Origin of the sequence: Halomonas sp. EF61 (assembly GCF_040147045.1) — a bacterium.
Taxonomy (GTDB): Bacteria; Pseudomonadota; Gammaproteobacteria; order Pseudomonadales; family Halomonadaceae; genus Halomonas; species Halomonas litopenaei.
On record NZ_JAMSHM010000003.1, the window covers coordinates 1,062,271 to 1,078,010 of the forward strand.

Below are 15,740 nucleotides of genomic sequence, written 5' to 3' on the forward strand. Positions count from 1 at the left end.
GATTCAACGGCGCCATGCACACCCGCAAATTGCCAGTTCCGCCCCCCCCAGAGGGATCAAGCAGAGGGATCAAACAGAGGGATCAAGCAGTAGGAACAAGCTGGCGGGCCAAGCAGAAGAAGATAACGAGGACCGAGTTGGACCACTCGGCTCGTTGATGGCAAGAAAAAGAACTGCGCGGACCAAGGTTCAGGGGGGGACGGTCCGCGCAGGGCCAGCTCCCTGCCGGCACGGGACACCATGACAGCGACTCTGCTGCATCTTTCTGGAGCAGAGGATGGCCCCCCGGCCATCCTCCCTCCTCCATTTTTGTTGTCGTCAGACCCCGTTGCCGGGGCCTGACATGGCTTCCTCCCTCGTTTTTCTGTTCCGCCTTGGCTTGTTCTCCAAGCCTCAGCCTCAGAAGCCGGCGTCGTCCTGCTGAACGCCCTGGAGCCCGACATCGTCACTCATCGGCTGGCTGTCGATACCATCGTCGGCCTGGCTGGCGAGCGGATCGTCCGCCAGCAGCAGACTGGCGCTGGCCGCGTTGGCCGCCGCCACGTCTGGATCACGGGTCAGCTCGAAGGACGCGATGTCCTGGGAACCCCCGTTGAAGGTCAGTCGCAGCACCTGCACGCCTGCCTCCAGATCCAGGGTCATCGACGCCGTGTCGACGAACACGCCCCAGTCACTGGTCACCGGCGTGTCGACGCTGCCCTGCTCGTAGACGCTGCCGTTCTGCTCCACCGAGGCGGTGATACTGCGTCCGCCATTGGGGCCAGAAGTAACGAAGGACAGGGTATGGCTACCGGCCTGCTCGACATTGATGGTGTACTCGAGCCACTCGCCATCCTCGATCCAGCCCACGGCCTCACCCTGGCCGACGATATCCACTGGAGTATCGCGGAAGTCGCTACCGAACTGCGCCGAGCTCAGCTCGTTGAAGGCCTCGCCCTGCTCGCCCTCGTCGAACTGCACCGCATCCAGCGCAAGGCCATCATCGGCGTCCACCAGCCAGGGGGTACCACCGGCGTTGAACGCCTGCTGGCCATCCCGTGACAGCGAGAAGCCCTCAAGGTCCATGGACCCGCCGTTGAAGGTCAGGCGCAGCACCTGCTCACCGGCCTCCAGCGTCACCTGGGTGCTTTCGGTCTCGACATAGTTGGTCCAGCCACCGGTGGGCTCGACCCCCACCGGCGTGGCGGTGGCGTAGGGCGTGCCGTCGTCCTTGGTGAAGCTGGCGGTAATCGAGCGCTGCCCACCGCCGGTGGTACCCAGCGAGGCCAGGAAGGCCATGTCGTAGGTCCCCGCCTGCTCGATGTTCAGGGTGTACTCCACCCATTCGCCATCCTCGATCCAGCCGATGGCGCTGCCGCCGTTGGACAGATCCACCCCCTCGCCGCGCACGTTGCTGCCGAGCTGCGCCTCGCTGGTGTCGTTGTAGGCGACGTCCTGTCCGCCCTCGTCATAGTTCACCGCATCGAGGCTGAACTCGCTGCCCACCTGCCAGGGCTGGCCATCGTCGGTGAATGCCTGCTGGCCATCGTCCACCGCTCCCACCGGCGCCAGGGTAAAGCTCGCCAGATCCATGGAGCCGCCGTTGAAGGTCAGGCGTACCACCTGTTCGCCCGCCTCCAGCGCCACCTGGGTGGTCTCGGTCGGCACGAAGTTGCTCCAGCTACCGGTGTCGTTCACCGCCACCGGCGAGGCGCTCACGTAGGGGCTGTCGCCGCCCTTGGCAAAGCTTGCGGTGATGGTGCGCGGCCCGGGGAAATTGGTGTCCATCGAGGTCAGGAAACCAAGATCATAGAGCCCGTCTTCGGCCACGTTGATGGTGTACTCGACCCACTCGCCTTCGGTGATGTAGCCGATGGCCAGTGACGGCGTGGAGATGTCCACCGCCTCGTCCGAGCGGAAGCCATTGCCCTGATGCGCCGCGGTGGAGTCGTTGTACGACACCCCCTGACCGCCGCTATCGAACAACCGCGCCTCCAGGGTCAGACCGTCGGCGTCCACCAGCCACGGGGTCTGGGTGTCGTTGAACGGGTCCTGACCGTCGTCCACCGGCTCCACCAGATCCAGGCTGAACGATGCCAGATCGAGCTGACCGCCGTTGAACGTCAGCCTGAGCACCTGCTCACCCTCTTCCAGATCGAAGGTCAGGGGACCCACCTCGGTGAAGCTGGTGAAGCTGCCGGTGTTGGGCAAGGCCTGCGTCTGGGCATCGGTGTAGAAGTTGCCATCCTGCTCGAAGGCCGCGGTGATCGACTTGCCACCTGAGACCGCCGAGGTGGAGAAGTTCAGCGTATAGGTGCCTGCCGTCTCCACGTTCAGGGTGTACTCCAGCCACTCGCCGTCGGCCACATAGCCGATGGCCAGGCTACCGTTGGAGATGTCCACCGCCTCGTCGGAGCGGAAGCCATCGCCCTGGTGCGCGTCGGTGGTGTCGTTGTAGGCCACTCCCTGACCCCCGTTGTCGAAGAACCTCGCCTCCAGGGTCAGGCCGTCTGCTCCGACGGCCCAAGCGCTCTGGTCGTCGTTGAAGGCGGTCTGCTCCACCGGCGTCGGATCGTCGAGGAAGTTCGGGGTACCGTCGCCATCATCGTCGTCGTAGAGGTCCACGCGGCCATTGCCGTCGGCGTCCTCGGCGCCGGTCGGATCATAGGTGGTGACGTTCTCGACAAGGAAGATATTGTCGTTGTAGTCGTAGTTCACCCCCGCGTAGTCCTGGATGACGATATAGGTGTTCGGGATCACGTTGCCGTCGGCGTCCTTGGCCACGTACACCCGGATCAGGTGACCGTCGTTCTCGTCCCAGTTGAGGTTGGCCCCCGGGATACCGATGGCATCGATGGTGTCCTCGTAGAGGTTGGCATCGGGATCGGACCAGGAGATGTATCCCGGACGATCGGAGATCTCGGCATAGAAGCCGAAGGGATCGTCACGATCCAGGGTCGCCACCGCCAGGTTGTCGCCGTCATTCAGGGTACGCGGCAACAGGGTCTGACCGTCGGCCTCGTCATGGGCGATGATCTCGTCGATGTCGCGGCTGTCGACGTCGTGGATGAACAGCCGGGCGATGTCACCCTGGCCATGGTAGGCCGCCAGCTGGGTGATGGTGATCGGCGAGGCCCCGTCGGCGCGCTGGAAGTACGGCGCCAGAACCTCGTCGCCGTTGGCCTCCACCAGGCCGCCCTGGTTCATCTGTCCCTGGGCCACGTCGGTGGAGTAGCCGAAGGCGTTGACGATCTCCTGCACCGTCGGCTCCTGGCCGCTCTCGGACTGGTTCTGGCTGATGCCGGCCAGTTCGATCACCTTCTCGGCCTCGTCGGCGTCGCTTGAGCTGATGATCAGGCTGGCCTCGTAGAGCGAACCGTCGTTGGGGTCATCGGCGATAAAGCGCACCGTCACCTCCACCGACTCGCCCGGCGCCAGGGTCACCGCACTGAACGCCTCGGTCAGCTCGAACAGCGAGGTATCGCTGACCTCGACGTCGTCGATGGTCAGGGCATCGAAGCCGTCGTTGGACAGGGTGATGGTGACCTCGTCGTGGACCTCCTGGGCATCATTGACCGGGTTCTCGATGCGCGACATCACCAGGCGCTCGTCGGAAGGCACGCCGTCGTTGTTGGTCACGGTCAGCGAGCCACCGGACACCGGCTTGACCCCTTCGATCACGAACATGTTGTCGTTGTAGTCATAGTTGATGCCGGTGTAGTCCATGATCCCCAGGTAGGTATTGGGGATCACGTTGCCGTCGGCGTCCAGCGCCCGGAACATGCGCACCGTGTAGCCCCGCTCGATGCCGTCGGCGTCCGCCGGCGGCGTGCCTCCACCCTGGGGGTTGAGCGACGGATCGGTGGACAGGCCGGCCATCTCGATGCCGAAGACCTCTTCGCCGGCCCAGCCATCGGGGATGGTATCCCGGCTGAACGTCGCGGTGGCAAAGTCACCGTTGTTGACCAGCGGCAACAGCGTCTGGTTGTTGTCTCCCTGGTGGTTGGTAAAGATGATGTCCTGGTTCTTGTTGCCCGGCGCATGGATACCCAGCGTCGCCCCGCCACCACCGTGGTAGGCGGCGATCTGGGTGATCTTGGCCTCGCTTACGCCGTCGGCCAGCGACCAGTAGCGCGACAGCACCTCGTCGTCGTTGACCGGCCGATACAGGTCGAAGTCGTTGAGCACCGAGTTCTGGCCGCCACCGGTGGTCGCCAGACCATCGATCTGGTTGCCGAAGCCGAACACCTCCCAGACCTCGTTGACGTTGGGTTCCCAGCCACCCTCGTCACGAGCCTGCCAGAAGCCGGCCATGTGGATCTCGGCCACCGGCGAGTCCTGGTCATTGGTCACCAGTCGAATGCGACCCTCGAAGACACCATCCCCGGCGTCGGTGGTCGGCGCCGTATAGGCGTCCCGGTCGAACAGCACCGTGACCGTGAGCGACTCACCGGCAGCGAGGGTCAGGCCGTCGAACGCACCCGGATCGGCCAGCACGAAGGGCCCGTCGATATCGGACTCGAGAATCTCCAGCGGCTCGCTGCCGCTATTGGAGATCGTCACCGTGGCGCTGTCCTTGAACTCGCGATCATCGTTCGAGGCGCTGTTGTTCTCCAGGTAGCTGAAGTGCAGGCGGTTGGCGAAGTAGGCAGCATCGCCGCTCTGCACCTCGATATCGGCGTTGTCGTTACCGGTCAGCGGCGACACGTCGAGGTAGTCGAGGTCATCGGCACCATCGGCGCTGGATACCGCGCGCAGGTTGTACTCGACGCCGGCCTGAAGCTCGACGTAGATGCCCTGCTCGCCGTCGTCACCCACCCCGGGATAGGCCAGGCTATCGATGGTCTGCCCATTGAGGGTCAGCGCCAGCGAGCCACCGTCATCGGCACCGGCGTTGGCCGCCAGGTCCAGACGATAGAGACCGTCGCTGTCCACCGTGAAGTAGAAGTCGGCGGTCAGCTCATTGACGGTACGCGCACTGTTGCCATCCTCGAGCTCGATGCGGCCACCATCGGAGACATCGGCGTAGACCGGGATGAAGATGTCACCACTGTCGTCCGGCACCCGCAGCAGGTCGATGTTGGGGCCCACGGCATTCGGCGCGGTCAGCACGATGGTGTTGCTGCCGGCTTCCAGGTTGACCAGCACGTCCTGGAAGAACCAGTCGGTCTCGTCGTCGTTGCTCTGGCCGACGAAATTGAGCTGACCCAGGTCATTGCCGTTGATGGTCAGGCCCAGCGGACGGTCGGCCTTGCTCGCGGCCAGCGCGTAGCGGAAGCCGATCTCGTAGCTGCCCGCCTCGTCCACGTTCACCGTCCAGGTGATGGTCTGGTCCCCGGCACCGGCAAAGTCGACGAAGCCATCACCGGAGGCGTTGCGGTCGTCCTGGCTCTCGGGGACGACTACCGCCCCGCCGAGCGCGGCGTCCTCGGCCTCGTAGAGGGTGAAGCCTGGCGTTGCATCCTCTTCCTGGAGGATCGCCAGCTGGTCGATGTTGGGCCCGGTGTTGTCGGTGGCCTGGAAGCGCACCGTGTTGAGACCGGCTGCCAGATCGGCATCGATATCCACCGTCAGCCACTCGGCCCAGCGCGAGTCTGCGTCATCAAGCGACGGGTCCTGGGGCGGCGGGAAGGATACGACGCCCACCGAGACGTTGTTGACGAACACCTCCAGAGGACGATCGGCATTGCCGCCGTTGGCGTAGCGCACCCTGAGCACCGAGTCGCCGGCCTGATCGGGGTCCAGCTCGAAGCTGAAGGTGATGAAGTCCTCATTGGTGCTACCGAAGTCGGCGTAACCGCCGGGCACACCGTCATCGTCGACGTCATTGCCATCGACCCCGAAGGCGCCGGGTCGCAGGCCGTTGGGCAGATCTGCCTGGTTCGGCTCGGGATTGTTGATGTCGCGGATCTCGATCTCGGCGCCAGCACCGGAGGCCACGACCACCGAGGTGCCGTCATCCGGGGTCATGTCCTCGGCCTGGATGGCCAGCACCATGACCAGATCATCGACGGGATCGGGATCCGGATCGACGGGACCGGTGGTGCCACCCGGGGCCGGGTCGAGGCGAATGATCTGGCTCTGGCCGTTGCCGCGGTTGAGGGTCAGCAGGTAGAGCTGGCCGGTAGCCGGGTTCTCGATGATGTCCAGCGGGTCGACGTAGGTGATGACGTTGCCGTCGGGATCACGCAGCACATCGTCGCCGATGACGTTGCCGTTGGCGTCCAGGGTGATGGAGCGCACGTCGTCACCGCCGGAGTACTCGGTGAACAGCACGTTGCCCTGGAGGTTGCCGCCGAACACGCCGCTGGTGTATTCCACCGCCCCGTTGGGCGAGCGGTTCTCGCCCAGCGAATAGACCCCGGCGATGTCGTAGGTGCCCTCGGGAATGGTGCCCGTCGGGTACTTGTCGACCTGGTTGGGGTCGTTGGCACCGGTGGGATTGCCGCCATTCAGAATGTACTCGTCACGCAGCGGGTTCGGATGGCCGTAGTAGCCGCCCTCCTCGATACGGAACAGGTAGTCATCCTGATTCTCGACATTGGTGTAGCGCTCGTTCTCCGGCGTGGAGGGATCATCCGGCACGTTGCCACCGGCCGCCGAGCCGTTGGTCGGCACGTAGAGGAAGCCGTTGGAGTGCCACACCAGGTCGTAGGCGTTACGCGCCCCGGTGGCGAAGATCGTCAACACCGCGTCGGGGGCGTAGGGATCGTAGTAGGTCTCCAGCACGTTGCCACTGGCGTCCTGGACCGTGGCTACGCCGCGATCGTCGAACACCAAGAACTCGCCGTTGCCCATGGGGATGGGATCATCCTTGGGATGACCGTCGGGGTCATCGAAGCGCCGGTTCAGGCCATCGTCGGGCAGCGGTTCGGTGCTGACGTCGAAGGGCCCATTGGACACGTCACGGGTCGGATCGATCTCCAGCACTGCGGCGTTCAGAAGACGCTCGGGACGGTTGCCCCAGGCGCTGTCCGGCTCGCCCATGGCGGTGTTCGAGCCCTGGATCAGATACAGCAGATGGCTCGGCACGTCCGGGTTGGTGTCCGGGTCGTAGTCCGGGTTCTCGCGGAACTCGAGGCTGTTGGTCACGTGGTCGCCGTTGGAGCGCGGCAAGCCGGTGATATAGGCCTCGGCGGTACCGGAGAAGCCGGGTCCATCGTCCAGGGTGATCTTGGTGATCCGTCCGCTGAAGTCCGGCACACCGTTGTCACGTCCGGTCAGCGGGATCGGATAGTTGTCGGTGATCCACAGCACATTGGGATCGGTGGGGTCCACCACCAGACCGATGATGCCGCGCTGCTGACTCTGTCCCGGCTGGTCGAAATAGTCGTTGGGCAGACTCAGATCCTGGCGATTGGACAGCGAACCGTCGATCGGGTCGACGTCGTAGCGCAACAGTTCACCGCTGATGGTGGCGATGTACATGTAGGCGCCATCCGGGCTCATCTCCAGCGAGGTGAAGCCGAAGGCACCGTCGGCGGCGCCGTTGAGTTCCACCACGTCGTTGAAGGCCACGTCGCGCGCGACCACCTCCGGCTCGGCGCCGGTGACGAAGGTGTTGGTGTACTTCTGGAACTCGCGGGTCGGCGCGCTCGCATCGTCGTTGGGGCCACGGTCCTGGAAGCCGTCGATCACCAGGGTGTAGCTGGTGAACGGCTTGAGGGTCTGGCTCGGCGAGATGGTCAGCGAATCGAAGCCGCCGGTGGTGTTGGCGTTGAAGCTGACTTCCTGACCGGTGACGGTCTCGAACAACCGGATCGAGCCGTCGCCCAGGCTTTCGAGCAGGGCTCCACCACGTCCGTCCACCACCGAGATGCCGACAAAGATGTCGGAGGTCGGATCGACCCCGGTGGGAATGGCACCGTCATCCGGATCGAGATCCACCTCCACCTCGTTCTGGCCGACCCCGGCGATCGCCCGGGCGTCGGTGAAGAAGGCGTAGTCTTCGGCGGCATCGCGATCGTCCCCAGGGGTCAGGTCCGGCAGGGCCTGAATCTCGATGTACTGGATCTCGGTGTTCTCGTTGTTGAGCCCCATCGAATCCAGGGTCAGACGACCGTCGGTGACCTGGACGATGCGGGTGACCAGGTCAGAGCGCACGCCGTCGGTGTCGTTGGACGGGTTGGTGTCGGCCGGGAAGTCATCCGGGCGGAACGGGGTGAAGGGGTCGTTGAACAGCTCGCCCTCGGCGTTGAGCACGTTGTTGCTGTCGTAGGGCCCACTGGTATCACCGATGGAGATGGTGACCTCGTAGAAGCCGTCTTCCAGCTCGATCTCCCAGCCGGCCCGCACATAGTTGGGTCCCGGCTGGTCGAAGTGGGCGTAGGTTCCCTGACGCGGGTCGAGGCCGGCGATGTCATCGGTGCGATCATTGACCGCAACGCTGGTCAGCGAACTGATGTCCAGTGGCTCGGTGCCGGGATCGCCATCGTAGATCGACTCCTCGGTGACCCAGCCGTACTGGTAGGTCTGGCCGTCGACGGTGACCGACTGGGTGCCAAAGGCCTTGCCGTTGTCGGCGATGTAGCCATCCGGCACCGCGGTGCCCTCGGGCTGGAAGTTGATCTTGACCGAGAAGCGATCGCCCGGCTCCACCGGACGATCCGGTGCCACCCCGTCACGACTCACCGTCAGGCTGTCGATGTTGGGGCCAGCGTTGCCGATATTGGCCAGACGAATGGTGTTGTCGCCGGCCTCAAGCTCCACCTCGATGGTGGTGGTGGTCCAGTTCTCCCAGCCGGCCGCGTCGGTTCCGGTGGAGGCAAAGGCCAGGCTGCCCTGGCTCTGGCCGTCGACCAGGATATCCATGGGACGGTCGGCGCCGTTGGTGCCGGCGTTGGTATAACGCACCTCCAGGGTGTAGGTGCCGGCCTCATCGACGCTCACCTGAAACTCGGCGGCGTCACCGGCGTCGGCGCCCATGTCCAGGTAACCGCTACCGGAGAAGCCATTCCATAGACCGTCGGGGCCGGCTGCGGTGTTGGTTTCCGGATTGTCGGCGTCGCGCACCTGGGTGTCGCCGTCGGCGTCGACGATGGTCAGCGCCTCACCCTCGATGGCGAAGTTGAACGCCGGGGTGCCGACGTCGGCCTCGTTGAAGTCGAACACCACCTGGTCGATGTTGGGACCGCCGGTGGCGCCCGCGGGCATGGTCAGGGTGAAGGTGTTGGCGCCCTCGACCAGCTCTACCTCGACTTCCAGGGTCTGCCACTCGTTCCAGGCGTCCGCGCCGGTGGCGTTGGGGAAGCCGAGCTGGCCCTGATCATCGCCGTTGACGGTCAGATCCAGCGGCCGCGGGGCATCACCTCCATTGGCATAACGCACGGTGGCGGTGTAGCTGCCGGCCTCCACCGCGTTGACGTTGAAGGTGATCTGGTCGCCGGGGTTGGAGCCGAAGTCCAGGTAGGCGTCACCCACCGCGCCGGGGCGATGATTGCCGAAGTCGTCGGGATTGTCCGCATCCACCGGCCGGGTGACCTCGCCCTGGGCGGTACCGCCCACGTCGACGATGTCGGCGTCCTCTCCCTGCAGGGTGATCGGCGCCACCACCACGTCGTCGTCCTCGAAGCTGACCACTTCGGTGGCGCTGGCCTCGTTGCCGGCGGCGTCGGTGACAAACAGCGAGACGGTGAGATCACCGCTCTGGTCGTCGAGCTGGCCGCTCAGGTCCAGGGTAATGTTGCCCGAGGCATCCGGCGTCACCTCGGTGCGGGTCGCGCCACCGTCGAAGGACACCTCGACGGTGGTAACGTCGTCATCGACGCCCGAGACATTGAACACCGCCGCCGCCAGCTGGTTGGCGTCGAGGGTATCGTCGTCGGCGACGATGGCGAGATCGCCGTCCTCGTCAGCGCTGACGTCCTCCGCAATCGGGCCGCTGCCGCCCTCGGTCACCTCGATGCGATCGATGTTGGGACCGGTATTGGCACCTGCCGGGATCGCCAGGGCGATGGTGTTGCTGCCCGCCTCCAGGGTCACGGTGACGGTCTCGAACTGCCAGTGGTCGAAGCCTTCCTCGGGGCCGGTGCCGTCCGGATCGGTGCTGACCATGGCCAGGGCGAGCGGATCACCGCCGTTGATCACCAGGTCCAGCGGACGATCGGTATTGGTGGCGTAGCGCACACTGATGTCGTACTGGCCGGCCTGGGCCACGTCGATCTGCCAGCTGACGTTGTCTCCCGGGGTGTCACCGAAGTCCAGATAGCCGGTGCCACTGAAGCCCGGACGCAGTCCGGTGGGCTGGTTCGCCTCGGGGTTGTCCGGGTCGCGAACCTGGGTGTCGGTGTTGTTGGGGTCGGTATCGAAGCTCTCGACCACACCGTCCTCGGCCTGCAGGCTCAAGGGCGAGAAAGGCGCCTCGTCGACGTCGTTGACGGTGACCGACACCAGCTCGGTGGTGGAAAGATCACCGTCGCTGACGCTGACCTCGACCTCATAGACGTTGTCTTCGTTGGCGTCCGCCGCCAGCTCGAAGTCACGCGCCGAGGTAAAGGCCAGCGCTCCGGTATCAGCGTTGATGGTGAACAGCGGCGCGTCGACACCACCGGTGATGGCAAACACCGGCGCCGTCAGGGTGGCCGGCTGACCGTCCTCATCGAGCACCGCGATGGACCCGATCTCGGTCAGGTTCTCGTCGATGGCAAGTGCGGTTGCACCGATCGAGAGACTCTCGTTGACGTCGTTGACCGTGACCAGGGTCGCCTGGGACACGCTGTCTTCGCCGTCGCTGACGATGACCGTCAGCTCATAGACGCCGTCTTCGTTGGCGTCTGCGGCGAGCTCGGCGTCCGGGGCATTGACGAAGCTCAGTACGCCGGTATTGGCGTCGAAGCTGAACAGCGCGGCATCGGCGCCCTCGAGGGTCACCGTCAGGGCGTCACCGTCCAGGTCGTCCAGTGTCAGGGTCGCCACGGCACTGGTGTTTTCATCGACACTGACGCTGTCGTCGAGGCCGTCAATCGTCGGGGCGTTGTTGACCGGCTCCTCGATGCGCAGGAGGTCCAGCGAGTCGATGCGCATCAGCTCGCCGCCCTCGCCTCTAAGCTCCAGCGACAGCAGCGAATCGGCGGTAATCTCCACCGGCGTCTCGAACACGATCTCCTTGCGGTTGCCGCTCTGACCGGCGTTGCCCCGGCCACCACTACCCACCAGGGTGCCGAAGTCGTCGCTCAATACGACGTCGGAGGTCAGGCTGTCGCTCGACAGATTGCGCGCCTCGAGGGCATTGCCGTCGATGGACAGGGTCAGTTCACCCTCACCGTCGGTCTCGTCGAAGACGTACAGGGTAACGCGATACCAGCCCGGCTCGACGCCTGCGGCCGCAAGCTCGGTGCCCACGGTGGCGGGCGCGTTGCTGGTCACGCGGATCAGCTCATTGCCCGAGGCGCTGGCGTTGCCGGTGGCGATGACGTTGTCGGCGTCCAGGTCGGTAAAGGCCTCGGCCTCGATGGTCACGACGTCACCGATATCGGTGCCCTCGATCTGGAACTCCAGCACCTGGGTCGCGGACAGACCGCCGGGATCGGTGGCGCGCAGGGTCACACTGAAATTGCCGCCCTGGGAGGGCGTGCCCTGGATCACGCCATTGACCACCTCGAGTCCTGCCGGCAAGTCTTCGACCGTCAGGGTCAGGTCGTCACCATCGGGGTCGGAGAACAGCGGCGCGAAGTCGGCGATCGCCACCTGGCCGAAGGCCTCGCCGACTTCACCGAAGAACGGCTCCAGCGCCGCCGGTTCCGCCACCGGAGCGTCGTTGACGTTGTCGATGGTCAGCACAAAGCTGTCGGAGGTCTCGATCTGACCGTCATCGGCAAACAAGGTAACGGTATAATCACCGGGTTCCAGCCCGTCCAAGCTGCCGCTCAGCACGCTGCCGTCGATGGCAAGACCAGCGGCGTCGACAGGCGCACCATCGGCGTCGGCCACCTCAAAGCGGTAGCTCAGGTCGTCGCCGTCGGGGTCCTCGAAGGCCAGGTCGACCTCGAGGGTGGAACCTTCATCGAGGGCAAGGTCGGCGACGCCACCACCGACCACCTGCGGCGCCTGATTGACGTCGCCGGTGGTGGCCTCGCTCAGGGTCACGTTGGAGAAGCGCGCGCTGCCCTTGGCGCCCAGGTCGTCGTCGTTGACGAACACCAGCGAATCGATGGTGGTGCCCGCGTGGGCCGACAGATCGATGGTAAAGCTGACGACGCCATCACCGTCGTCATCGACGCCCTGTCCACGCAGGTCGACAAAACCACCCTGGCTCTGGGTGCCGGCCAGCTGGTAGGCGCTGTTGCCACCGTTGAAGGGGTTGTCGTCGAGGTCAAAGCCGATCGCGATGATTTCCGACACCGGGGTGTCAGAGGCGCTGAGTTCGAGCGTCAGGCGGGTGTCGGCGGTGATCTGGTAGCTTTCGCCCAGGGCCACCCGCTTCCACACGTTGTCGGTCAGGGCGAGCGTCGCGCCGGCGTCTTCCACCGCCGCGCCGGTGCCCTGGGACGGGTTGTCCTGGTTGCCGCCGTAGGACGAGATCGCCCCCGCCGAGAAGTCCACCGTCAGCGGGGCATCGTCGGCTTCCAGGGTGACCTGGGTGCTGGTGCTGGCTTCGTTGCCGGCGGCGTCGGTGACGTAAAGGGTGACGTCCAGGGTGCCGGCGCCCTGGCCGGACAGGTCCAGCTGGAAGCTGCCGCCATCGACCCCGACCGGGGTGCGGGTGGTGCCGCCGTCGAAGCTTACCTCGACGACGTCGGCGTCGGTGTCCAGCCCCGCCAGGTTGAAGGTGACAGCGTCGCTGTCATCCGCGGTTACCGGATCGACCGGGCCGCTGAGCGCCAGGTCAGCACCCTCGTCGGCGGTGGTATCCAGCGTCAACGAAAGCTCGCGAGTCGCACGGTTGCCGAAGGCATCCATCGCGATCAGGCTGGCCGCCAGCGGCCCATCGGCCTGGCCGGACAGGTCGAGGCTGAAGTCACCGTTGGCGTCCGGGGTGACCTCCTCGACGTTGACGCCGCCATCGAAGCTGACGCCGACGAAGACGATGTCATCATCCAGCCCCGTCACGTTGAAACCCGCCGAGGCAGCGGCGTCGGCATTGATCAGGGCGGAAGCGGAGCTGAACGACAGGTCGTCACCTTCGTCGCCCTCGACATCGCCGACCGGACCGGTACCCGCCGTGGTGACCTCGAGACGATCGACGTTGGGTCCATTGTTGCGGCCAGCCGGGATCGCCAGGGTGATGGTGTTGTCGCCGGCCTGCAGACTCGCCGTCAGGGTCTGGTAACCCCAGACATCGAATCCCTCGGGATCGACATTGCCGGCGTTGGGGTCTGTGCTGGCAAAGGCCTGGGTCGAGGCGTCTCCCCCGTTGATCGACAGATCCAGCGGGCGCGCCCCGTTGCTGGCGTAGCGGAAGTTCAGGTCGTAGTCACCCGCCTCGGACACGTTGACGGTAAATGTCAGGCTGTCACCGGGTTCGCTGCCGAAGTCCACATAGCCGGTGCCAGAGTAGTCCGGGCGTAGCCCGACAAAGCCGCCGCTCTCGGGGTTCTCGGCGTCGCGCACCAGGGTGGCGGCACCGTTGTCGACGCCGAGCTCGGCGTCCTCGGCCTGCACCACCAGCGGGTCGATCACTGGATTGGTGACCGCAGCGCTGACCAGGGCCAGCTCGATCTTGTCGATATTGGGGCCATTGGTATAGCCGCCGCCCAGACGCAGGGTATTGGAACCGGCAGCCAGGTCTACCTCCAGGGTCTCGACGGTCCAGCCTTCCCACTGGCTGCTCTGATTGGGCCGGTTGGCAGCGTCGAGATCGGACTCGACATCGTCGGGGTAGTAGTCCGGCGCCGTGGTTGTCGCGAAGGCAAAGGTGCCCAGGGTGGTGGTGGTCGCGCCGTCCACCAGTATCAGGTCCAGCGGACGGGGGTCGGAGGTCGCGTAGGTGACGCTTACGGTGTAGGTGCCGGCGGTGGCCACGTCCAGGGTAAAGTCAGCGCTGGCATTGGCATTACCAAACGCCCAATCCAGGTAGCCGGCACCTTCGGCGCCGACGCGGAAGGTCTCGTTGTTGTTGGTGAAGTCAGCGATGCTGTCGAGCGTCGCCACCCGGTTGGTGCCGCTGTCGTTCACGTCCTCGGCGGGCGACAGCAGCATGTCCTCGCCTTGCACCACGTAGCGATCGGGGTCCGGGGCGGTGATTTCCAGATAGTCGATGTTAGGCCCGCTGGCCCCGTTGGAGGTCAGCGTAATGGTGTTGGTGCCCTGGGCCAGGGTCACCCGTACCGGCTGGGTCAGCTCGAAGTTGGTGAAATCATCGCCGGTGGCGGGCAGGTCGAACATGCGGTCGAACAGCTCGCCATTGACGTCCAGTCGCAGTGGACGGTTGCCGTCGCCCATGGCGTAGCGCAGCACCAGGTCGTATTCACCGGCCTCCGGCGCCTCGAAGGTGAAGGTCAGGCTCTCGCCACCGGCCACGCCGTTGCCGTAGTCCACGTAGGCGTTGCCCTCGGCGTCGGCGGCGTCAGGGTTAGCCGGATCACTGACCACGGCGATTCCGGTATCGCCGGCAATACTGGCCGAAGCGCCGTCGCTGGCGTCATCGTCCTCGGCCTGGATACGCAGCGAAAAGCCGATTGGCGCGGCCGCGGCCACTATTGAGGGGGTGGCTGAAAGCGCCGCGGCTGGGGTGGTAGAGAGCGCCGCGGCTGGGGTGGTAGAAAGCGCCGCGGCTGGGGTGGTAGAAAGCGCTGCAGGGGTTGCTGCCGAGCTTGATGCTGGGGTTGCCAAAGGCGCTGTGCTATCGGACGCAGCAGGCGCGCCTGGTGCCGACGCCGGCGCTGCATCTGCCGGGATACCCTGATCACCAGACGCTTGTTCCGATGCTTCCAGACCTTCACCGTCCTGCCCCGCTTCCACCTGGCCACTCGGGCCTGCGACTTCTTCGTCACTGGCAGCCTCGGCGTCCTCGATAAGCACATCGAAGGCGGCACGAAGTCCGCCCAGAGCCTGCCCTTGCCCATCGAGGGCATCGATCACCATGGCCAGCTTGCCCGGTTGCGGCGTCGGAAGATGGTCAAACACAAAGGGCCGTTCGAAACGCTCGAAGACGCTTTGTGCGCCGGCGGCATCCTTCCAGGTCATCCGCACGGCTTCGACCGCGTCCCGCCATTGGCCAGGATGCGGTGCGACCACCAGATCATGCATCTCGAAATCTTTTGTCCGAAATTCCGCCTTATCTGCCAGACGCTTTTGAAATGACTTTTGCCCACGGCTCACAAATGACATGGAAAACATGGCCTGCCCCCTGACGATTATTTTGGATAGTGATTGCCACCAACTACCAACAAGAACCCATCGACTTTCTTCGAAGATCTCTCTCGCCGCTTTACAGTCCGCCCAGACGAATCCCCAACTTCCGCTGAGACAACAAACGAACCAGCAGCCAGAAAGAGATGGCTCTCTCTGATTCTATAACCCGACGGAGGTACATCAAGATTTTTTTGACAGCGCTAACCATGCGAAATAAACGGTAGAAAAACCCTCATCAACGGTGCTATATCTTGTTGTTTTTTATTGTTTTATTAAATTTCTAACCTATCTGCATGCAGTATACCAACCACTCCAAAACCAAAAACAAGGCACCTTGAAGTCCAGCGTAACAACACTCCAACATGAGACTTTTATTATGCCAACATCGGATATATATTCAGATTTTCACTATTAAAAAATCAGAGATACAGCCCGCAGATAACTGGGGAATAAAATCCAAAGAATAACTA

The 15,740-nt window shown here is 64.4% G+C and carries 1 protein-coding gene; it reads right to left on the reverse strand.

The features are described 5' to 3' along the window. Positions 1-399 precede the first annotated feature (399 nt). The gene (locus NFI08_RS19315; RefSeq protein ID WP_349591277.1) at positions 400-15,165 is read right to left on the reverse strand and encodes a carbohydrate-binding protein; all 14,766 of its coding nucleotides are present in this window, start codon (positions 15,163-15,165) and stop codon (positions 400-402) included. Between the last annotated feature and the right edge of the window lie 575 nt (positions 15,166-15,740).